Consider the following 22,303-nt stretch of genomic DNA (forward strand, 5'->3'; position numbering starts at 1 on the left):
ACCAACGAGAGTCCGCCGCCATGTACGAGCTGTCCCGGATCCGCCTCTACTCCATCGGGCCCGCCGGCGCGCGCTACGCCGACACCGTGCTCGACCTGCGCGGAGTCGGCGAGCCGGTGCCCCACCCGGCGCCGACGCAGGCGGAGTTCTTCGAGGACGAGCCCACCGGCCCGCCGCGCCGCCCCGCGCCCGCCGGCGTGCTGTTCCTGGAGAACGGCGGCGGCAAGTCGGTCCTGCTCAAGCTGATCTTCTCGGTGATGCTCCCCGGCCACCGCAACACCCTCGGCGGCGCCAGCTCCGGCGTGCTGCGCAAGTTCCTGCTCGCCGATGACTGCGGCCACGTCGCCCTGGAATGGCAGCACACCCAGACCGGCGAATGCGTCGTCGTCGGCAAGGTCAGCGAATGGCGCGGCCGTCAGGTCTCCAACGACCCCCGCAAGTTCGCCGAGGCCTGGTACTCCTTCCGCCCCGGACCCGGCCTCAGCCTCGACAACCTGCCCGTCGCCGAGGCCACCGCCGTACGCCCGCCCGTCGAAGGCGCCTCCGGCGCCCAGGGCCGCCGCCGCACCATGAAGGGCTTCCGCGACGCCCTCACCGAGGCCGGCAAGGCGTACCCGCACCTGGAGGTCTCCTGGGAGGAGATCCACGACCGCTGGAACGAGCACCTCACCGAGCTCGGCCTCGACCCCGAACTCTTCCGCTACCAGCGCGAGATGAACGCCGACGAGGGCGAGGCAGCCGGCCTCTTCGCGGTCAAGAAGGACTCCGACTTCACCGACCTGCTGCTGCGGGCCGTCACCGACACCCGCGACACCGACGGCCTCGCCGACCTCGTCCACGGCTTCGGCAACAAGCTCGGCCGCCGCGCCGAGCTGATGGCCGAACGGGACTTCACCGCGGGCTCGGTGGACCTCCTCAACCGCATCGTCGAGGCCGCCGCCACCCGCACCCGGCTGCGCGACGTCCACGCCGGCGCCGAACGCCGTACGCGCACCCTCGCGCGGCGGCTCTCCGCCCGCGCCGCCGAGGAACGCGGCCGCGCCGCCGAACTCGCCCAGCGGGTCACCGGGGCCGCACACGAGGTCACCGCCGCCGAGTCCGCCCGCGCCCGCAGCGCCGCCGTCTCCGCCGAACTCGCCTACCGGCACGCCTCGCTGGCCCTCACCGTCGCCGACAAGGCCGCCGCCGCACAGCGCCGCGAACTCCTCGAAGCCCGTACGCTGCACTCCGCGTGGCAGGCCGCCGAGAGCGTGCTCCGCCACCGCGCCGCCGCCGACCGCTCCGCCCGCGTCGCCGCCGCGATCCTGGAGGCCGAGCGGGACGCGGCTCCGGCGCTGGCCGCCCGGGCGACCGCCGCCGCCGAGCTCGTACGGGCCCTGCACACCGCCGCCGAACAGGGCGAACAGGCCGCGAACGAGGAGGAGGAGCGTTCCGCCGAGCTCCAGGCCGTCGGCGAGGCCGCCCACCGGGACGCCACCGCCGCCGCCACCGCGGCCCAGCGCGCCCGCAGCGAGGCCGAACACCTCCGCTCGCGGCTCGGCGAGGTCGAGCAGGAGACCGCCGAGGCCGTCCGCGCCGGCTGGCTCGACGACTCCGCCCCCGACGCCGACCCGGCCCGCGCCGCCCTCGCCGCGGCCGACGCCGAGAAGACCGCCGTGGCCGCCTGGGACGAGTCGCGCGAGGCCGCCCGGGCCGCCGGCGAAGCCGCCCGCGAGGCCGCCGCCGCCGAATCCCGCGCCGAACTCACCGCCGCCCGCGCGGCGGACGCCGCCGACGCTGCCGAGGCCGCCCACGCCGCCGAACGGCGCGCCGCGGCCTCCCTCGCCGAATCCCCCCGGCTGGCCGCGCTCCTCGGCCTCCCGGAAGCCGCCGACCCGGCCCCCGGCAGCCCCGCGCCCGGAAGCCAGGCGGCCCCGGCCGACGGCGCGGACCACGGCCAGGGCCACGACGCGGCCCGGACCGGTCCCGCCACCGCCGGACGGCTCACCGCCGAGGACCTCGACCGCAACGCCGAGGACCTCCACCGCCTCCTGACCGACGCGGTCGCCTCCGCCGAACGCCACCTGTTCGAGCTGCGCACCGCCGCCGCGGACGACGCCCGCATCCTCGGCGCGCTCGGCGACGGGGGCCTGCTGCCGCCCGGCCCCGACGTCCTCGCCACCGTCGAGTACCTCGGCGAGCACGGCATCCCCGCGCTCCCCGGCTGGCGCTACCTCGCCCAGTCCGTGGACCCGGCCGACCACGCCGCCGTCCTCGCGGCCCGCCCCGAGCTCGTCGACGGCGTCGTCATCACCGATCCCGACACCCACAGCCGCGCCCGCGAGGTCCTCTCCGCCGCCGCCCTGCTGCCCCGCTCCACCGTCGCCGTCGGCACCGCCGCCGCGCTGCTGGCACCCGTCCCGCCGGCCGGGGACACCGACACGGCCGTCTTCCTCGTGCCGCCGAACCCGGCCATGCACGACGAAAACGCCGCCGACGAGGAACGCCAGGCGCTGCGCACCCGCGCCACCGCCCGTGACACCGAGATCCGAGACCTGGCCGCCCGCCTGGGCGGGGACCGCGAACTCGCCGCCCGCCTCGCCTCCTGGCGCACCGGCTGCCCGCCCGGCCGGCTCGCCGAGCTCGCGCAGCAGGCCGAGGCCGCCCGGACGTTCGCCGAGGAGGCCGACGCCGAGCTCGCGGAGGCCCGTACCGTACGAGCGGAGGCCGACGAGGCCGCCGCCGACGCCGCCCGCGTCCGCGACGAGCGCCAGGACACCGCCCAGCGCGCCCGGCGCGCCGCCGACGCCCTCGCGGGCCTCGCGTTCCGTCTGCGCGAGCGCGCCGGCTGGCAGAGCCGGCTCCGCGAACTCGCCGACGAATCCGCCGAGTCCGAGGCCCGCGCCGAGGTCTGCCTGGACCGCGCCCGCGCCGCCGACGAGGACCGCCGCGCCGCCCAGCGCGCCGCCGACGACGCCCGCCGCACCGCCCGCGCCCTGCGGGCGGAACGCGCCGAGATCGCCGGCGCCCCCGACCCCCTCCCCGAGGACGACGGAAGCCGCAAGGCCCCCCTGCCCGACCTCCGCGAGGCCTACCGCGCCGCCTCGCAGCTCTACGAGAAGGTGGGCGTCGGCGCCGACCTGCGGGCCGAACAGGCCCGCGCCGAGAGCGACGAGAGCGCCGCCCTCGCCGAGCTCGACCGCCTCACCAACAAGGTCCGCACCCGCGCCGCCCAGCTCCTCGAAGGCACCGACGGCGCCGACGGCCCGTCCCGGCAGGCGGCGGCGGCCCGCGCCGAGGCCCTCGTACAGATGCTGGAGTCCCGGGCGTCCGCCGCCAGCGAGCAGCTCGGCCGGCTGCGCGGCGAGGCCGAACGGCACGCCCCCGCCGACGGAGAGGCGCACACCGAGCTCCCCGACGAGCTCGTCCCCGAGGACGTCGAACAGGCCGTCGCCCTGCTGCGTACGGCCACCGCCCAGCACGCCGCCCACAGCGCGGCCGTGGAGGCCGCCCGGGCCGCCCACGCGGACCTGCTGCGCGCCCACCGCACCGCCGAGGACGGCGCCGGGGGCTTCGACGAGACCGCCGCCCTCCTGCGGGACCTGCTGCGCGACCACGCACACCAGGAGGACGAGCAGGAGCCGGCCCCGTACCCCGGCACCCTGGAGGAGGCCCGCCAGTCGGCCACCGAGGCCCGCCGCTCCCTGCGGGGCTGCGCGGCCGACCTCTCGGCCGCCGAGGCCGCGGTGCGCGAGGCGAGCGACATCCTCGTACGGCACGCCAACGCCACCCGCTACGAGCAGGTACGCACCCCCGCGCGGCAGCAGATCCGCGAACTGCCCGCCTCCGCGCTGCCGGAGCACGCCGCGGCCTGGGCGGCGGCCTTCGCGCCGCGACTGCGCGTCCTCACCGACGAACTCGCCCAGCTGGAACGCAACCGCGACAGCATCGTCGACCGCCTGCGCGGTCTGGTGGAGTCGGCCCTGGCCACCCTCCGCTCCGCCCAGCGCCTGTCCCAGCTCCCCGAGGGCCTCGGGGAGTGGTCGGGCCAGGAATTCCTCCGCATCCGCTTCGAGGAACCGGACCAGGCCACCCTCACGGAACGCCTGGGCGAGGTGATCGACGAGGCGACCCGCTCGGCGGTGAAGAAGAACAGCACCGCCTCCTTCGGCGAAGGCCGCCGCGACGGCATGTCCCTGCTGCTGCGGGGCGTCCAGGCCGCCCTCGAACCCAAGGGCATCGCGGTGGAGATCCTCAAGCCGGACGCGGTCCTGCGCGCCGAACGCGTCCCGGTCGGCCAGATGGGCGACGTCTTCTCCGGCGGGCAGCTGCTCACCGCCGCCATCGCCCTGTACTGCACGATGGCGGCGCTGCGCAGCAACGACCGGGGCCGCGACAAGCACCGCCACGCGGGCACGCTGTTCCTCGACAACCCGATCGGCCGCGCCAACGCCACGTACCTGCTGGAGCTCCAGCGGGCGGTCTCCGACGCCCTCGGCGTCCAGCTCCTCTACACCACGGGCCTGTTCGACACCACGGCCCTCGCGGAGTTCCCCCTCGTCATCCGGCTGCGCAACGACGCCGACCTGAGGGCGGGCCTGAAGTACATCAGCGTGGAGGAACACCTGCGCCCGGGCCTGCCCCAGCAGTCCCCGGAGCCGGAGCCGATCCACGGCGAGATCACGGCGACCAGGATGTTCCGCCGCTCGCCGTCGTGACACCGGCCGAGGCCGCAGGACCGCGTCCCCGGTCTCCCGGCCACGCCGCAGGGACGGGGCGAAGCCCAGGAACCCCCCGCCCCGCCCTGCACCCACCCCTGCACACCCGCGCCCACCCCCGGGCCCTGGACCGCGCCCCGCGCCCGGGCCCCGGGCAGCGCCCTGCGTCCGCGTTCTGCGCCCGGGGCCCGCATCCGTGTTCTGCGCCGTGGCCCTGGGCCTGCACCGCACTCGCCCCGTGCACCCGCGGCCCCACGCCTGGGCCCTGCACCCGCGCCTTGCGCCGGCGCCTTGCGCCCGCACCCGGGCCCGCACCCGGGCCCGCACCCGGGCCCGCACCCGGGCCCGCACCCGGGCCCGCACCCGGGCCCGCACCCGGGCCCGCACCCGCGCCCGCACCCGCGCCCCGCGCCCGGGCTCTGTATCCGGGCCTTGCATCCGCGCCCCGCATCCGCACCCTGCGTCCGCGCTTGAGCATCCGCGTTCCGCATCCGCACCCTGAGCCCGGGCCTGCACCTGCATCCGCGCCCTGTGCCCGCGCCCGCGCCCCGCGCCCGCGCCACGGCCCCGCACCTGCCACGCCCCGCATCCGGCCCGCCCCGCGGCCCCCGCGCCCGCGGTCCCGGGGCGCTACCGTCGCGCGGGCGCCGCCAGGGGGCCGTCCTCGCGGGGTGTCCGGCCCCGGGCGCCGGCATGCGCGCCCGGGACCGCGTCCCCGCCACCCCGCCACGTGCGCCGCGCCGTGCTGCTCGGTACCGACAGGACCCCGTGGCGCTGGATCCACGCCTGCCGGGTGATCAACACGTCCAGCACGCCCCACGTGGCCACGATCGTCCCCGCGACCGCGCAGAGCGCCATCGGGAGGGCCAGCCAGGAGCCGGCCAGCGTCAGGTAGAAGGAGATCGTGGCCAGGGTCAGCGTCACCGCCACGATCAGCACCGCCCGCACCGCGGACGCCCGCACCGGATCCGGCATCCGCCGCCGCCGGGCGGGCTCCTCCACCCACAGCCCGCGCCGCATGCCCACCGCCGAAACGCCGTCCGCCGGGCCCCCGGGACGCGTGTCCCCGCCGCCCACCGACGCGTCCCCGTCCTGGTATCCGTCCCCGTATTCGTCCTCGTATCCGTTCACGGTCCGCTCACTCCCCAACCCGCGGCCGGCGTCGTCCGTCGCCCGTCCCGCCATGCCTACCCATCCCACCTGTGCCACCTGTGCCACCTACCCGGACAGACGTCCGGTACGGTCCGGAGATTCCCGAATCCCGGACGTATCCACCTGCCCCGAAGATCGCGGAACGAACAATTCCAGCCATCCATCGTGTCGCGGGAACCGAGACCCCACCAGGTGTCATCTGTCACAAAACGGGCCGCACTTGACCGGAAGTATCGGACAACTCGTGATCTTCGCCGAGGGGTTCGGCCGAAAACGTCCGGACACGCCTTCGAAGGACCGCATCGTCAGTAGTAGGCTCACGCCGTTTAAATGACGGAACACCGACCCCGACCAACGGGGTTGAGCTGGGGAGGCTGGGGAGGCCATGCGCTTTCGCGGGAAATCCATCCGCCGGAAGATCGTGGCGTTGCTGCTGGTACCGCTCGTCTCCCTGACTGCCCTCTGGGGCTTCGCCACGGTCATCACCGGCCGTGAAGCCGTCCAGCTCCTTGACGTTGCCTACGTCATCGACAAGGTCGGCTACCCCGTCGAGGACGTCGCCCGAGTCATCCAGAAGGAACGCCGACAGACGCTCGTGCTGCTCGGTGACCCCCGGGCCGCCGGGGCGATAGCCGAGCTCACCAAGAGCCGCGCCCTGACCGACGAGGCCGTCGAGCAGATCAGCGCCAGCGCCCGCGACCCCAAGGTCATGGACGAGTTGAGTCCGCAGAGCGCCCGTCAGCTGCAGAACATCGTCGCGGCCTTCCACAGCATCGGCTCCATGCGCCGTTCCGTGGACCAGAACTCGGTCGATCCCACGCAGGCCCTCGAGCTCTACAACAGGCTCATCGACCCCTGCTACGACTTCCTGCTGAACCTCCACGGCCTGGACAACGTCGAGGTCGACAAGGAGGGCCGCGCGCTCGTCGGCATCAGCCGCGCCCGCGAGCTGTTCTCCCGCGAGGACGCCGTCATGGCCTCCGCCCTCATCGCCCGCAATGTCGAGGGCACGAGCATCCGCCAGGTCTCCGACCTCGCCGCGAACCGCAAACTGCTCTACGAGTTCAACCTCGTGACCCTGCCCGCCGACGACCGCGAGCGGTTCGAGCGGTTCTGGTCGGGCTCCGACACCAAGGCCCTGCGCGACGCCGAGGAGCGTTTCATCACCTCCGGCGCCGGCAAGAACCCGCGCAGCGCCACACCCGCCCAGTGGGACGAGCTCGCGGCCAAGACCCTCGCCGACCTCGCGGCCATGAACACCGAGGCCGGCGAGCGCTACCAGCAGCGCATCGAGCCCGTCGCCAGGGGCGTCATGATCCAGGCCGCCCTCGCCGGTGTTCTCGGCTTCATCGCGCTGATCGTGTCGCTCATCCTCTCCGTCCGCATCGGCCGCGACCTCATCCGCGACCTGTCCCGCCTGCGCAAGGAGGCGCACGAGGCCTCCGGCGTCCGGCTGCCGAGCGTCATGCGCCGCCTCGCCGCCGGCGAGCACGTGGACGTGGAGACCGAGTCGCCGCACCTGGAGTACGAGAAGGACGAGGTCGGCCAGGTCGGCCAGGCCCTCAACAGCCTCCAGCGCGCCGCGGTCGAGGCCGCCGTCAAGCAGGCCGAGCTGCGTCGCGGGGTCTCCGAAGTATTCGTCAACCTGGCCCGCCGCAACCAGGTGCTGCTGCACCGTCAGCTGACGCTCCTCGACACCATGGAGCGCCGCACCGAGGACTCCGAGGAGCTCGCCGACCTCTTCCGCCTCGACCACATGACCACCCGCATGCGCCGCCACGCCGAAGGCCTGGTGATCCTCTCCGGCGCCGCGCCCTCCCGCCAGTGGCGCAAGCCCGTCCAGCTGATGGACGTCGTCCGCGCCGCCGTCGCCGAGGTCGAGGACTACGAGCGCATCGAGGTCCGCCGCCTCAGTCGCCTGGGCATCGTCGGGCCGGCCGTCGCAGACGTCACCCACCTCATCGCCGAACTCCTCGAGAACGCCACCGTGTTCTCACCGCCGCACACGGCGGTCCAGGTACTCGGCGAGCGCGTGGCCAACGGCTTCACCCTGGAGATCCACGACCGCGGCCTCGGCATGACCCCGGAGGCCCTGCTCGACGCGAACCTCCGCCTTTCCGAGACCCCCGAGTTCGAGCTCTCCGACACCGACCGCCTCGGCCTCTTCGTCGTCAGCCGCCTCGCGCAGCGCCACAGCGTCAAGGTCGTCCTCCAGCCCAGCCCGTACGGAGGCACCACCGCGGTGGTCTTCCTCCCGTCGGCGCTGCTGACCGAGGCGCCCGAGACCAACGGCAGCGGCGCCCGCCTGGACGGTGCGGGCAAGGCCGCCTCCGAGCGGCCCGCGCCCGCCGCGATCGACCGCGCGAAGACCGGCGGCCGCCAGCTGGCCACCGCCGAACTGCGCGGACCGGTCGAGCTGGAGGCCCCCCTCGGCCTGGGCGGGTCCGATGCCCTCGACGGCGTCCTCGACGACACCATCGCCACCGGCATCGCCGGCCTCACCGGAGTCGGCGGCCGCCCCGCGATGGCCACCCTCGACGACGAGACCCCGCCGGGCGGCACCCCCCGCAGCGCCCTCCTGGGCCTGCGCCCGGCCGACCGGCCGCACACCGAGCGGCACGGAGCCCGTCAGGGCGCCGGCCGCGACCGCGAGCCGCTCGCCCCCACCGGCCCGGTCCGGCTGGAGACCCAGCGTTCCGAGGCCGGCCAGCGCCCCGACGGCCGCCGCTCCCCGGGAGCCGTCCCGCTGCCGCGACGCCGCCCGGCCCCGACCCTGGTCGCCGAGCACGGCCGCCGGGTGGAGCCCCGCGCCGTGTCCGGGACCGCCACCGGGACCGCCACCGGGACCGGAACCACCAAGCCCGCACAGGCCGCCGCACCCGCCACCGACGACACCGTCGTCAGCGGGGGGCTGCCCCGCCGCGTCCGCCAGGCCAGCCTGGCGCCGCAGCTCAAGAACACCCAGGCACGCAAGCCCGCCGACACCGCCGCCGAAGCGGTTGACCACCGCGACGCGGACGACGTACGCACGCGCATGTCGGCACTCCAGCGAGGCTGGACGGCGGGCCGCAGCCAGCACGCACAGCATCAGTCCGAGACCGACGCCGGCACGCCCGGCGCCAGCGGTCCCGCGAACGAGAACGAAGGGGACGGTCGATGACCGCACCGCAGACCGGCAACGACAGCAGGGGCCGCGGCTCCGGCCCGCTCAACTGGCTTCTCGACGAGCTCGTCGACCGAGTCGGCTCCATCCGCAAGGCCGTGGTCCTCTCCGGCGACGGCCTGCCCACCGGCAGCTCCAACGACCTGACCCGCGAGGACAGCGAGCACCTGGCCGCCGTGGCCTCCGGCTTCCACAGCCTCGCCAAGGGTGTCGGCCGCCACTTCGAGTCGGGCAAGGTCCGCCAGACGGTGGTCGAGCTCGACGAGGCCTTCCTCTTCGTGATGGCCGCCGGCGACGGCAGCTGTCTAGCCGTCCTCGCCGACGCCGACTCCGACGTGGGCCAGGTCGCCTACGAGATGACGCTCATGGTCAAGCGAGTCGGCGACCACCTGGCGACCGCCCCGCGCACCGGGCTGCCCGCCGGAGGGTGAGTCGGACCGTATGAGCGAACCAGGCCACGACCGCCGGCACCATCCCGACGACAGCACAGCCGACAGCGGCGACAGCGACCCCACGGCCGACTGGACCGACGCGTTCACCACCGAGCACGACCACTGGTTCGACGACGAGGCGGGCCCGGTCGTGCGCCCGTACGCCATGACCCGCGGCCGGACCAGCCACGCCGGCCAGCACCGGCTGGACCTGATCGCGCTCGTCGTCGCCGAACCGGCGGCCGACGATCCGGTCTGGGACCTGACCCTGTCGCCGGAACACGCGCACATCCTCGGAATGTGCCGTGACCGGCCGCAGTCGGTCGCAGAACTCGCGGCCGACGTCGACCTCGCGGTCGGTGTCGTACGCGTCCTCATCGGCGACCTGGTCGCCGACGAACTGGTCCACGTGACCAGGCCGGTACCCCCGGCCGAACTGCCCGATGAATCCATTTTGCGTGAGGTGATCGATGGCCTTCGGGCGCTCTAGCCGCACCGGTGCCATGCATGCCGTGTCGCCGGTCGAGCCGCTGACCCTGAAGATCCTGGTCGCGGGCGGTTTCGGGGTGGGCAAGACCACCCTGGTCAGTGCGGTAAGCGAGATCAGACCCCTGCGGACCGAGGAACGGCTCTCCGAGCCGGGCGTCGGGATCGACGACACCGGGGGAGTGGAGGGCAAGAACACCACGACCGTGGCGATGGACTTCGGGCGCATCACGCTCCGCGAGGACCTCGTCCTGTACCTGTTCGGCACTCCCGGCCAGGACCGGTTCTGGTTCCTCTGGGACGAGCTGGCCCAGGGCTCGCTCGGCGCGATCGTCCTCGCGGACACCCGCCGGCTCGCCGACTGCTTCGCGGCGGTCGACTACTTCGAACGGCGCGAGATCCCGTTCGTCGTCGCGGTCAACTGCTTCGACGGCGCGGACCGGCACCCCGTGGTCACCGTCCGGCAGGCGCTCGACCTCGACCCGGAGGTGCCGGTGCTGCTGTGCGACGCGCGCGACCGCGAGTCCGTCAAGGACGTACTGGTCGGAGTGGTGGAGCACGCGATGACCCTGGCCCGCGCCCGACGCCTGAGCCTCACGGCCGAGGCCGGGGCCTGACGTGGAGGCGGCCCGTACCCCCGCCGACTGGGGTACGGGCCGCAGCTCTCATGGGGGGTTCGCGGTCCCGGTCGCCGCGCGGGACTGTGGAGCGAGTGTGAACCCGCCACGGTCCACCGTCAAGCGTTGCCGCACCCCCGGTCCCGCCCACGGCCCCGCGGCCCCCCACCCACCTCACCCCCGACCGCCCGGCGCTCGGAGGGCGCTTGGTGTCCCAGCTCCCCCGCTTTCGGCGGGGGATGGTCCTCCGCTTCGCTCCGGACTGTGGTGGGTATGGTTCGCCACCCGTACGCGCCCCGGCCGGACCGGCACGCACCGCCCCGCCCGTCCCGGCCCAGCGGCAGCGCCCCGCGTCACCGTACGGCGATCACCGCCGACCCGTGCCCGAACAGCCCCTGGTTCGCCGTGATGCCCGCCCGGGCCCCCGGTACCTGCCGATCACCCGCCGTCCCGCGCAGCTGCCACGTCAGCTCGCACACCTGCGCGATCGCCTGCGCCGGCACCGCCTCGCCGAAGGAGGCCAGCCCGCCGCTCGTGTTCACGGGGATCCGCCCGCCGAGCGCGGTCGCCCCCTCCCGTACGAGCTTCGCGCCCTCGCCCTCCCCGCACAGCCCGATGTCCTCGTACCACTCCAGCTCCAGGGCCGTGGAGAGGTCGTACACCTCCGCCAGCGAGAGGTCGTCCGGCCCGAGCCCCGCCTCCTCGTACGCGGCGCGCGCGATCGACGAGCGGAAGGAACCGGCCGCCGGCTCCACCGCCACCACCGAATCGGTCGCGATGTCCGGCAGGTCCAGCACCGTCCGCGGGTACGTCGGCGTCACCGTCGAGACGGCCCGGATCCGCACCGGATCGCTCACCCCCCGCGCCCGGGCGAAGTCCATGCTGCTCAGTACCAGCGCCGCGCCCCCGTCGGAGGTGGCGCAGATGTCGAGCAGCCGCAGCGGATCGGCGACGATCGCGGAGGCCGCGACCTCCTCCGCGGTGACGGCCCGCCGGTAGCGGGCGTTCGGGTTGAGCACGCCGGCCGCCGCGTTCTTCACCTTGACCTGCGCGAAGTCCTCCGCGGTGTCCCCGTGCACGGCCATCCGGCGGCGCGCGTACAGCGCGAAGTACGCCGGGTTCGTCGCGCCGAGCACCCGGAAGCGCAGCCAGTCCGGATCGTCCGGCCGGTCGCCCCCGGCCGGGGCGAAGAACCCCTTGGGCGCCGCGTCCGCCCCCACGACCAGGACCACGTCCGCCAGCCCGGCCAGGATCTGCGAGCGGGCCGCCCCGATCGCCTGCGCCCCGGACGCGCAGGCCGCGTACACGCTGGTCACCCGCGCGCCCTGCCAGCCCAGCGCCCGCGCGAAGGTCGCTCCGGCGACATAGCCCGGATACCCGGACCGCACGGTGTCGGCGCCGACGATCGACTCCACGTCCGTCCAGTCCAGCCCGGCGTCGTCCAGCGCCGCCCGTGCGGCGGCCCGTCCGTACTCGACGAAACTGCGGCCCCATTTGCCCCAGGGGTGCATCCCCGCCCCGAGAACGGCCACGTCGCCGGCGCTCACGCGGCCTCTCCCACCGGCTTGAACTGCCAGGTGGTCCAGGCGGTGCCGGTGTCCGCGTCCTCGTTCAGCACGCCGCCCACCACCTCGACCTCCATCCCGACCGCCAGATCGGCGACGCCGACCCCCGGCGCGGCCTGGCCCAGTACGACCATCCCCTCGACCTCCAGCTCCACGGCGACGAGCGTGTACGGCTCCCAGGGCGCGTCCGGGTCGGACACGTACGGGGCGGGCGGCCGGTACCGCCCGTCCGTGTAGGACCAGACCCTCCCGCGGGCCGACAGCGGCACCTCGGCGAGCTCCCCGCCGCCCGGGCAGCGCGGATTGCGGCAGTACGCGTCCTCGCGCGGGAAGAACACCGCCGTGCAGGCCGTGCAGCGGGTGCCGAGCAGCCTGAAGCCGCCGCCCGCCGCGTCCTCGGTGAACCACCCGGTCACCACGGGTGTGCGTGTGCGTGCCAAGATCCCTCCCATGCAGCAGAACTGACGCATCGTCAGAAGTCTGTCACGGCAGGACCGACCCGGTCACCGGTTCTGGGCGAGCCACTTCCGCGCGATCTCGCCGAGCTCCGCGTCCCGTCCCGCCAGCATCATCCGGATCATCTGCGCGTCCCCGCGCAGCGACCACAGGGGATGCCCGAAGGTGGCCGGGTTGTTCCTCTCGATCAGGAAATGCGCGGGCCAGGCCGTCCCGTACCCCACGAGCGGCAGGGCGGCAAGGTACCGCCCGCGCCGGCGCGCCACCCCGTACGCGGTCAGGACGAGCCCGGTGAGCGTGCCGCCGAGGTGGATCCAGCGGGTGGCGGCTCGGGAGTGCATGGCGACGTAGTACGGCCAGAATTCATCGTACGAGCTGAAAGTCATGCGGGCACGGTACTCACGGCCGGCCCGGGGCGACAGCGACGGGAGCCGGCGTACGAGTCCGGGCGGCCTCGGGGGCGCCGTGACCTCCGGCGCACCCCTCCGGCGCCGGTACCGTCCGACTCCCGCAACGGCCGCCATCGCCAAGCCCCTTGGCATACCATCGCCCGCATGCCGGCACAGCTGAGGGACTCGCACTGCTCCACCTGCGGAGCGACGTACTCCACCCGTACGTGGCCCCGCGCCTGCGACGCCTGCGGGGCCGTCGCCTACCGCAACCCGCTCCCGGTGGCCATCGCCCTCCTCCCCGTCGAGGACGAGAACGGCACCGGCCTGGTGGTCATCACCCGCACCATCGAACCGGCCCTCGGCGGCATCGCGCTGCCCGGCGGCTTCATCGACTTCGGCGAGGACTGGCGCGAAGCGGTCGTGCGCGAACTCCGGGAGGAGACCGGCATCACGCTCCCCGCCGCCGAGGTCGCCCTGGCCGACGCCATGAGCTCCCCGGCGGGCCACCTCCTCCTCTTCGGCCTCCTCCCGCCCCGCCCGGCCGCCACCCTCCCCGCCTCGAAGCCGACGGACGAAACCACGGGCTGGCACGTCCTCCACACCCCGGCCCAACTGGCCTTCCCCCTCCACACCCGAGCGGTGGCGTCCTGGTTCAACGGCAAGTACACCTGACCCCCCGCCCACACAGCCCCTCCCAACCCCTGGCCCGCGATTCCGGCCCCGGCCCGTCACATCCGGCCTCGACCGGCAGAATCCAGCTTCGCGGGGCCCGCGTTTCCGGCCCCGGCCCGGCACATCCAGCCTCGGCCCGTCACATCCGGCCTCGACCGGCAGAATCCAGCTTCGCGGGCCCGCGTCTCCAGCCCCGACCGGCAGAATCCAGCCTCGCCGGCGATTGAGGCGCGGGGTCCGGGGCGGAGCCCCGGGTATGGACCCGCACCCGCCGACCCACCCCGCGCGGGGCGCGGGGCGCGGGGTGCGGGGCGAAGCCCCGGCCCGCACCCGCACCCGCACCCGCACCCGCACCGCCCGCCCCGGCCCCGCCCCAAGGGCCCCGCCTAAACCCCCCGCACCACCACCCCCGGCACGACGTCCCCCGCCTCGTCCTCCACGACCACCGCGTCGCCGACCCACCGCACGGTGTACCGCTCGACCGTCCCCGGCTCGAACCCCGGCCCCGGATCCCGGATCACCACCCCGCCCCCCGTACGCCCCCGCGCCGGCGCCCACACCTCCAGCTGCACCCCGTCGCCGGAGGCGCACCGCACCGGAACCACCGCCCCCGCCCGCGCCAGCACCGGGATCCGCCCCCGCGGGGCGTCCAGCAGCACCTGCCCCGGACCCTCGTGCGCCGCCCCCGTCGCCGTGTCGTACCAGCGCCCCCGCGGCAACCGCACCGCCCGCCGGTCCGCCCCGCACTCCAGCACCGGCGCCACGAGCAGCGCGTCGCCCAGCAGGAACGCGTCCTCGCAGTTCCGCAGCCGCCGGTCCTCCGGGTTCCCCCACCACAGCGGCCGCACGTACGGAGCCCCCGTCCGCCGCGCGAGGTGCGCCAGCGTCACGAAGTACGGCCGCAGCCGCTCCCGTTCCGCCAGCAGCACCCGCGCCTGCTCCTCCACCTCCGCCCCGAACTCCCACGGCTCCCGCCGCCCCGCCCAGATCGCCGAGTGCGTCCGGAACAGCGGCAGGTACGCCCCCAGTTGCAGCCACCGCAGGTACAACTCCGGCGACGGCGAGCCCCCGAAGCCCCCCACATCCGGCCCCGAGTACGGCACCCCGCAGAGCCCCAGCCCCAACACCAGTGCCAGCGAGGCCCGCAGCCCGTCCCAGGTGCTCTCCACGTCGCCGGACCACGTGCCCCCGTACCGCTGCATCCCCGCCCACCCCGACCGGGAGAACAGGAACGGCCGCTCGGCCGGCCGCAGCCGCAGCAGCCCCTCCCAGCCCGCCCGCGCCATCGTGAGGGCGTACACGTTGTGCCCCTCCCGGTGGTCGCCGCCCGCACCGTCCATCGAGTGCCGGGCCGACCTCGGCAGCGTGGCGTCCCCGAACGGAGCGAAGGACACCGGCTCGTTCATGTCGTGCCAGAACCCGGCGAAACCCCGCGCGAGCCTCTCCGCGTACATCCCGCCCCACCACTCCCGCACCGCCGGATCCGTGAAGTCCGGGTACACGCACTCACCCGGCCACACCTCACCGCGCACCTCCTGCCCCCGCGCGTCCCGTACGAACGCACCCCCGGTCCCCACCGACTGCCCGGCGGCATGCACCGGATCGCCCGCCTTCACCGCCGGATCCACGATCGAGACGAGCCGCACCCCCTGCTCCCGCAGCTCCTGGGCGAGCCCGGCCAGATCCGGGAACCGCTCCTCGTCCACCGTGAACACCCGGTGCCCGTCGTAGTGGTCGATGTCCAGGTGCACGGCCGACAACGGCAGCCCGCGCGACACGTACCCGGACACCACCCTGCGCACCTCGGCCGTGCTCCCGAACCCCCACCGCGCGTGCTGGTAGCCCAGCGCCCACTCCGGCGGCACCGCCGCGGAACCCGTCAGCCCCGACCAGCCCTGCGCGACCCGCGCCGGCGGCCCCACCAGCACCCAGCACCTGAGCGGCCCGCCCTCCATGCGCAGCTCGCTCGACCCCGGACGGTCCACCCCCGACCCCGCGCCATCCTCGCCCTCGCGCAGCACCACCCGCCCGTCCCACGAGTTGTCGTGGAACACCAGGTGCGTGCCCGCGTCCGCGACCACCATCTGCACCGGCATCGTCAGGTACAGCGGATCCACCCCCGGGCCGAAGCCGCCCTTCGGATCCGTGTTCCACAGCCGGTACGTCCCGTCGCGCAGCCGCGGCCCCGCCGCCCGCCCGCCCAGCCCGAAGAACCGCGCGTCCGCCGGCACCTCGCTGCGCTGCACCCACCTGGCCCCACCCATCCTGGGGTCCACCGGCTCCCACCACCGGGGCGGGGACTCCCGGCGCAGGACCGTCCCGCCCGGAGTGCGCACCTCTATCGCCCCGTGCCGGGACACCGCCACCGTCACCCGCTCGGACACCACGCGCCAGCCGCCCCCGGTGTCCGGCTCCAGCACCGCCCTCGGATCGGGCTCCGGCCCGCTGCCCACCACCGCGTACGAGGGCGTCGGCCCGGCACCGTCCCAGCTCCAGAACACCGCCCCGCCCGCCATGACCCGCACCACCAGCTCCGAGCGCGCGAACCGCAGCACGCCCCCGCCCGGGAGCGGCTCCGTGTCCGACAGCGACCCGGGCACCCGCGCCCGCTCCGCGCCCCGGGGCTGCAGGCCCACCGCGTCCGCGCGCCGGCGCCGCCAGGCCCCGAGCCAGGCGCGCCTCCCGCGCTCCGAACCGATGTCCTGCACCACACGCACCAGATCACGACCGTTCATGCCGATCACCCTGCCACCGGCCCCCGGTCCAGGGGGCCGCGTTCAACTGCCGTTCACCCGGCGGAGAGGGTCGCGCCGCAGCTGACAGCCCTGGTGCGGATCTCGATCACGTGGCATCGTCCCTGTGGGCCGACGCGCACCCACCCCCCGCGCGCAGGCACCGTACGCAACGCACACCACGCGCGAGCCGCAGACTTGACCGGGAGCCGACCCATGACCTCAGCCACGCAGCCGGAACCCCTCTGGGCCCCGGGCCCCGACCGGATCGCCGCGGCCCGGATCACCGCCTTCCAGGCCTGGGCCGCCGAGCGCCACGGAGCCCCCGCCGACGGCGGCTACCCGGCCCTGCACCGCTGGTCCGTCGACGAACTCGACACCTTCTGGCAGGCCGTCGCCGAGTGGTTCGACGTCCGCTTCACCACGCCCTACGAAGCCGTCCTCGCGGACCGCTCCATGCCCGGCGCACGCTGGTTCCCCGGCGCCACCCTCAACTACGCCGAGCACGCCCTGCGCGCCGGCGAGGACCCGGCCCGCGCCGACGACGCCGCGCTGCTGTACGTGGACGAGACCCACGAGCCCGTCCCCGTCACCTGGGCCGGGCTCCGCCGCCAGGTCGGCTCCCTCGCCGCCGAGCTGCGCGCCCTCGGCGTCCGCCCCGGCGACCGGGTCAGCGGCTACCTCCCCAACATCCCCGAAGCGACCGTGGCCCTGCTCGCGACCGCCGCCGTCGGCGGGGTCTGGACCTCCTGCGCCCCCGACTTCGGCGCCCGCAGCGTCCTCGACCGCTTCCAGCAGGTGGAGCCGGTCGTCCTGTTCACCGTCGACGGCTACCGCTACGGCGGCAAGGAGCACGACCGCCGGGAGACCGTCGCCGAGCTCCGTGCGGACCTGCCCTCCCTGCGCGCCGTCGTCCACATCCCGCTCCTCGGCACCCCGGCCCCCGAGGGGGCCCTCACCTGGTCGGACCTGACCTCCGCCGACACCGAGCCCGTCTTCGAAGCCGTCCCGTTCGACCACCCGCTCTGGGTCCTGTACTCCTCCGGGACGACCGGCCTCCCCAAGGCGATCGTCCAGTCCCAGGGCGGCATCCTCCTCGAGCACCTCAAGCAGCTCGGCCTGCACTGCGACCTCGGCCCCGAGGACCGCTTCTTCTGGTACACCTCGACCGGCTGGATGATGTGGAACTTCCTCGTCTCCGGCCTGCTCACCGGTACGACGGTCGTCCTGTACGACGGCAGCCCCGGCTACCCCGACACCGGCGCCCAGTGGCGCATCGCCGAGCGCACCGGAGCCACGCTGTACGGCACCTCCGCCGCCTACGTGATGGCCTGCCGCAAGGCCGGCGTCCACCCGGGCCGGGACTTCGACCTCTCCGCCGTCAAGTGCGTGGCCACCACCGGCTCCCCGCTCCCGCCCGACGGCTTCCGCTGGCTCCACGACGAGGTGGCCGAGGACCTGTGGATCGCCTCCGTCAGCGGCGGCACGGACGTCTGCAGCTGCTTCGCCGGAGCCGTCCCCACCCTCCCCGTCCACATCGGGGAGCTCCAGGCGGCCTGTCTCGGCACGGACCTCCAGGCCTGGGACCCGTCCGGCAAGCCCCTCCTGGGCGAGGTCGGCGAACTCGTCGTCACCAACCCCATGCCGTCCATGCCGATCCACTTCTGGAACGACCCGGACGGCAGCCGCTACCGCGACAGCTACTTCGAGATGTTCCCGGGCGCCTGGCGCCACGGCGACTGGATCACCATCACCGACCACGGCTCGGTGGTCATCCACGGCCGCTCCGACTCCACCCTCAACCGGCAGGGAGTCCGGATGGGCTCCGCCGACATCTACGAGGCCGTCGAGCGCCTCCCCGAGATCAAGGAATCCCTGGTCATCGGCCTGGAGGAGCCGAACGGCGGCTACTGGATGCCGCTCTTCGTCCACCTCGCCCCCGGCGCCGCCCTCGATGACGACCTCCGCGCCCGGATCAAGGGGACCATCCGCGAGGAGCTCTCCCCGCGCCACGTCCCCGACGAGATCATCGAGGTCCCCGCCATCCCGCACACCCTCACCGGCAAGCGCATCGAGGTCCCCGTCAAGCGGCTGCTCCAGGGCACGCCCCTGGCGAAGGCGGTCAACCCGGGATCCGTCGACAACCTCGACCTCCTCCACTTCTACGAGGAGCTGGCCCGCACCCGCACCCGCACCCGCGGCTGAGCCCCCGAGCCACGATCACGGCCACTGTCAGTGGCCGTGATTACTCTGAGTGAGCAAGTGATCGCATCACTCAGGGGGAGCCCAGCCATGCCACGCAAGAACGACACCCACCGCCGCCGCGCCCTGCGCCGCGAAGCCCCCAGCACCGTCGGCCTCCTGGCCGACTCCGGGGACTTCGCGGCCATGAGCGGCTACCGCAGCTTCACCTTCGACCACCGCGACGACTACGCGGACTACCTCCGCCACGTCGAGACCCTGCTCCGCTCCCTCGCGGCGCAGGGCATCCACACCACGGTCGCCCTCTTCGACCCCGAGGAGTACGCCGAGTACTGCGAGGAGCACGGCCTCGACCCGGACACCGCCGAGACGCGCACCCGCTTCACCGCCGAGCTCGCCGGTCACGGCAACGGACTGCCCTACACCGGCCAGCCCATCGACGAACTCCTCCCGCTCCTCGTGGACGAAGCCGTCCGGCAGGCCACCTGGGAGTACGCCACCACCCTCCTCGCCGAGGTCGGCACCTGCGCGGACTGCGGCGAGGACATCGGCCACGCCTCCTTCGATCGCGCCACGGACACGGTCAAACGCCTCGTGGCCGGCGCCGGACCGGGCATCCACCACTTCGTCTGCAGCGTCCCCACCGAGGCGGAACAACTCGTCGCCGTGCTCCACGCCCGGTCCGCCGACGACCCGGGATCCGCACCCCGCATCGAGGGCCGCGAAGGCCTCGACTTCGTGACGGTCCTGGCAGCGGGGCTCGCCCTCGGCGGCCCCGGGGGACTGGTCCTGCGCAGCTCCGCCGAGGGACACCGGGACCGGGTCCACGGCTGGCGGCTCGACCGCGGCCGTCTCGTCGCCCTCTCGGCCGCGGCCGTCTTCAACGCCTACTGCACCGACGCCGACACGGGTGAACCCGTCGCCCCCGAACCGGGCGTCGAGTACTGCCCGGGCTTCGAGGTGGACGACCCCGGCCCCCACCACTGACACCGGCCGACACCGGCGCACAACCAAAAAGGGCCGAGGGGCCCTCGCCACCGGCGAAGGCCCCTCGACTCCCACTCACACTCCCGGCACATACTCCCGGCCTACTCGCCGGAGAGCACCGCCTGCGCGGCCACACGGGCCTCCTCGGCGGTGTCCGCCGCCCGAGCGGCGGCCGCGGCCCGCTCGCACTGGGCGAACGTGTACTTGGCGAGCGTCGCCCGCACGTACGGAATCGAAGCGGCACCCATCGACAGAGAGGTGACACCCAGACCGGTCAGCACACAGGCCAGCAGCGGGTCCGAAGCCGCCTCGCCACAGACGCCACAGCTCTTTCCCTCCGCCTTGGCGGCCTCGGCCGACATCGCGATCAGGTCGAGCAGGGCCGGCTGCCACGGGTCCTGCAGCCGCGACACCGCACCCACCTGGCGGTCAGCGGCGAAGGCGTACTGCGCGAGGTCGTTCGTGCCCAGCGAGAGGAACTCGACCTCCTGCAGGATCGACCGAGCCCGCAGCGCGGCGGAGGGGATCTCCACCATCGCGCCGAACTTGGCCTTCAGACCGGCCTCACGGCAAGCGTCCGCGAACGCCTTCGCGTCGGTGCGGTCGGCCACCATCGGGGCCATGACCTCGAGGTAGACGGGCAGACCCTCGGCGGCCCTGGCCAGCGCGGTGAGCTGCGTACGCAGCACGTCCGGATGGTCCAGGAGGGAGCGCAGACCACGCACACCCAGCGCCGGGTTCGGCTCGTCCGCCGGGGTCAGGAAGTCCAGCGGCTTGTCGGCGCCCGCGTCGAGCACGCGCACGACGACCCGCCCCTCCGGGAACGCCTCGAGCACCTTCCGGTAGGACTCGACCTGCTTCTCCTCGGACGGCGCCTTCTTGCTGTCGTCCAGGAAGAGGAACTCGGTGCGGAACAGGCCCACACCCTCGGCCCCGGCCTCCACGGCCGCCGGTACGTCCGCCGGACCGCCCACATTGGCCAGCAGCGGCACCTTGTGCCCGTCGGAGGTCGCACCGGGACCGGAAGAGGCGGCCAGCGCGGCCTTGCGTTCCGCGGCCGCGGCTTCCAGCTCGGCCCGCTTGTCGTCACTCGGCTCGACGAACAGATCACCGGTGCTGCCGTCCACGGCGATGACCGTGCCCTCGGCGATCTCACAGGCACCGGGCAGCGCCACGATCGCCGGCACGCCCAGGGCCCGGGCGAGGATCGCGCTGTGGCTGGTCGGGCCACCCTCCTCGGTCACGAAACCGAGCACCAGCGCGGGGTCCAGCAGAGCCGTGTCCGCGGGGGCCAGGTCCCGCGCGATGAGCACATAGGGCTGGTCGCTGTCCGGCACGCCCGGCATCGGCACACCGAGCAGCCGCGCGACGATGCGGTTGCGCACGTCGTCCAGGTCGGCCACCCGGCCGGCCATGTACTCGCCGGCCCCCGCCAGCAGATCGCGGTAGGCGGCGAACGCGTCGTACACACCGCGCTCGGCGGTGCTGCCGACGGCGATCCGCCGGTCGACGTCCGCCATCAGCTCGGGGTCCTCGGCGATCATCGCCTGGGCCTCGAGCACGTGCTGTGCCTCGCCACCGGCCAGCTGGCCACGCGCGATCAGGTCGGCCGCCACGGCACTCACTGCCTTGCGGGCGCGCCCCTGTTCCCGCTCCGCCTCGTCCGCCGTGATCTGCCGGGCCGGCGGTTCCAGGACCGCCGTACCCATGTGCCGTACCTCGCCGATCGCCACACCGTGGCTCACGCCGACGCCTCGCAGCGTTGTCTCCATTTCACCCGTCTCCGATTGAGCGGCGGGCCGAGCCGCCGCGGTGGATGTCCGACCCGCCGGTGCGGGGGACAGGTCACTTCCAGCTGAAGAGCGCGTCTCCGGCCTTGAGCTCCCCGTCCTCGACCACGTCGGCGAGGGACTCGACGGATGCCTCCAGCGCCACGACCGGGCAGATTGGAGACTTGCCGGCCTGCTCGACGGCCAGCGGGTTCCAGCGGACGACGGCCTGACCACGGGTCACGGTGTCGCCCTTGTTCACGAGCAGCTCGAAGCCCTCGCCGTTGAGCTGAACGGTGTCGATCCCGAGGTGCGTGAGCACGCCGTGCCCATCGCCGTCGACGACCACGTACGCGTGCGGGTGCAGGGAGACGACCACACCGTCGACGGGGGACACCGCCTCCGAGGGCTCGCGCACGGGATCAATAGCGGTGCCCGGACCCACCATCGCGCCGGAGAACACCGGATCCGGCACTGCGGCGAGTCCGATGGCGCGCCCGGCGAGTGGGGACGTCACGCTGGTCATGGGGGCCTCCCAGGGGGTGGGCTTCTTCGTGTCGCCGTCACTACCTGTTGCGAACGGCGTACTCTTCAGAAGGATATGTCAGAGGATGTTCGGATTCGCCCGATGTTGGTCCCGGTCCGGACTGGTCCTTGGGCCTGGAGACTAGTGGACTAGACCGGTGGACTAGACCATACGCCTGAATCGATTTGCTTGGGCACCAAGGGGCCTGTACTGTCGTGACTCCCGCCACGACGCTTCGTGTGAACTTCTCGCGAACGTCTGATGGACGGGACTCCTCCTCTTCAGTACTGATCTCGATCTCTGCACTGATTCCCGCGCGCTTTTTCGGCAAACGGCGAATGGTCAGGGAGACGGAAAATCGCTGATAGAGTCGGAAACGCCGGAAGGGAAAACGCGAAAGCGAAGACCCGGAAAGCGAGCGAGAAAGACTCTGATAGAGTCTGAAACGCAAGAACG

15 protein-coding genes are annotated in these 22,303 nt (G+C 74.1%); 8 read left to right on the forward strand and 7 right to left on the reverse strand.

Features of this window, described 5'->3' with window-relative positions; translation table 11 throughout:
- Positions 1–20 precede the first annotated feature (20 nt).
- Positions 21–4,697 carry a hypothetical protein gene (locus ACZ6Y1_RS34725; protein WP_469639584.1) on the forward strand — a complete coding sequence of 1,559 codons (4,677 nt, stop codon included), beginning with the start codon at positions 21–23 and terminating at the stop codon, positions 4,695–4,697.
- A gap of 630 nt (positions 4,698–5,327) precedes the next feature.
- Here the strand turns inward: ACZ6Y1_RS34725 and ACZ6Y1_RS34730 are convergent.
- On the reverse strand, positions 5,328–5,828 hold the full coding sequence (locus ACZ6Y1_RS34730) for a hypothetical protein (protein WP_469639586.1): 501 nt from the start codon (positions 5,826–5,828) through the stop codon (positions 5,328–5,330).
- 406 nt (positions 5,829–6,234) lie between these two features.
- On the opposite strand from ACZ6Y1_RS34730, the gene ACZ6Y1_RS34735 reads away from it, so the two are divergent.
- From ACZ6Y1_RS34735 to ACZ6Y1_RS34750, 4 genes are read left to right on the forward strand one after another with little or no spacing between them, the layout of a single operon-like run.
- Positions 6,235–9,009 (forward strand): sensor histidine kinase, encoded by a 2,775-nt coding sequence (locus ACZ6Y1_RS34735; protein WP_469639588.1) that lies wholly within the window; start codon positions 6,235–6,237, stop codon positions 9,007–9,009.
- Positions 9,006–9,443, forward strand: coding sequence for a roadblock/LC7 domain-containing protein (locus tag ACZ6Y1_RS34740; protein WP_469639590.1), 438 nt, complete (start codon positions 9,006–9,008; stop codon positions 9,441–9,443). The genes ACZ6Y1_RS34735 and ACZ6Y1_RS34740 overlap by 4 nt, the downstream gene beginning before the upstream one ends.
- Before the next feature lie 10 nt (positions 9,444–9,453).
- On the forward strand, positions 9,454–9,933 hold the full coding sequence (locus ACZ6Y1_RS34745; protein ID WP_469639592.1) for a DUF742 domain-containing protein: 480 nt from the start codon (positions 9,454–9,456) through the stop codon (positions 9,931–9,933).
- Positions 9,914–10,546, forward strand: a complete 633-nt coding sequence (locus tag ACZ6Y1_RS34750; protein ID WP_469639594.1) for a GTP-binding protein — start codon at positions 9,914–9,916, stop codon at positions 10,544–10,546. The genes ACZ6Y1_RS34745 and ACZ6Y1_RS34750 overlap by 20 nt, the downstream gene beginning before the upstream one ends.
- A 353-nt stretch (positions 10,547–10,899) precedes the next feature.
- Here ACZ6Y1_RS34750 and ACZ6Y1_RS34755 read toward each other — a convergent pair whose 3' ends face one another.
- The 3 genes from ACZ6Y1_RS34755 to ACZ6Y1_RS34765 all read right to left on the reverse strand — a co-directional run bounded on the left by ACZ6Y1_RS34755 (position 10,900) and on the right by ACZ6Y1_RS34765 (position 12,953).
- On the reverse strand, positions 10,900–12,093 hold the full coding sequence (locus tag ACZ6Y1_RS34755) for a lipid-transfer protein (RefSeq protein WP_469639596.1): 1,194 nt from the start codon (positions 12,091–12,093) through the stop codon (positions 10,900–10,902).
- Positions 12,090–12,551, reverse strand: a complete 462-nt coding sequence (locus ACZ6Y1_RS34760) for a Zn-ribbon domain-containing OB-fold protein (RefSeq protein ID WP_469639598.1) — start codon at positions 12,549–12,551, stop codon at positions 12,090–12,092. Before ACZ6Y1_RS34760 ends, ACZ6Y1_RS34755 begins: the two co-directional genes overlap by 4 nt.
- 63 nt (positions 12,552–12,614) lie before the next feature.
- Positions 12,615–12,953 (reverse strand): Mpo1-like protein, encoded by a 339-nt coding sequence (locus ACZ6Y1_RS34765; RefSeq protein WP_469639600.1) that lies wholly within the window; start codon positions 12,951–12,953, stop codon positions 12,615–12,617.
- A 168-nt stretch (positions 12,954–13,121) separates the two neighbouring features.
- On the opposite strand from ACZ6Y1_RS34765, the gene ACZ6Y1_RS34770 reads away from it, so the two are divergent.
- The gene (locus ACZ6Y1_RS34770) at positions 13,122–13,631 is read left to right on the forward strand and encodes an NUDIX domain-containing protein (RefSeq protein WP_469639602.1); all 510 of its coding nucleotides are present in this window, start codon (positions 13,122–13,124) and stop codon (positions 13,629–13,631) included.
- A 386-nt stretch (positions 13,632–14,017) separates the two neighbouring features.
- On the opposite strand, the gene ACZ6Y1_RS34775 is transcribed toward ACZ6Y1_RS34770, so the two are convergent.
- Positions 14,018–16,366 carry a glycoside hydrolase family 31 protein gene (locus ACZ6Y1_RS34775; RefSeq protein ID WP_469639605.1) on the reverse strand — a complete coding sequence of 783 codons (2,349 nt, stop codon included), beginning with the start codon at positions 16,364–16,366 and terminating at the stop codon, positions 14,018–14,020.
- A 213-nt stretch (positions 16,367–16,579) separates the two neighbouring features.
- Between ACZ6Y1_RS34775 and ACZ6Y1_RS34780 the strand changes: the two genes are divergently transcribed.
- Together ACZ6Y1_RS34780 and ACZ6Y1_RS34785 are read left to right on the forward strand one after the other, a co-directional pair.
- The gene (locus ACZ6Y1_RS34780) at positions 16,580–18,568 is read left to right on the forward strand and encodes an acetoacetate--CoA ligase (protein ID WP_469639607.1); all 1,989 of its coding nucleotides are present in this window, start codon (positions 16,580–16,582) and stop codon (positions 18,566–18,568) included.
- Between the two features lie 87 nt (positions 18,569–18,655).
- A complete protein-coding gene (locus tag ACZ6Y1_RS34785; protein WP_469639609.1) occupies positions 18,656–19,552 on the forward strand; it encodes a hypothetical protein in 897 nt (298 codons plus the stop codon).
- Positions 19,553–19,653: 101 nt separating this feature from the next.
- Here ACZ6Y1_RS34785 and ptsP read toward each other — a convergent pair whose 3' ends face one another.
- Positions 19,654–21,324: a phosphoenolpyruvate--protein phosphotransferase gene (gene ptsP, locus ACZ6Y1_RS34790; protein WP_469639611.1), complete on the reverse strand. Its 1,671-nt coding sequence runs from the start codon at positions 21,322–21,324 to the stop codon at positions 19,654–19,656.
- A 73-nt stretch (positions 21,325–21,397) separates the two neighbouring features.
- Positions 21,398–21,847 (reverse strand): PTS sugar transporter subunit IIA, encoded by a 450-nt coding sequence (locus ACZ6Y1_RS34795; protein WP_469639613.1) that lies wholly within the window; start codon positions 21,845–21,847, stop codon positions 21,398–21,400.
- Positions 21,848–22,303 lie beyond the last annotated feature (456 nt).

Source organism: Streptomyces sp. NPDC053432, assembly GCF_055585365.1.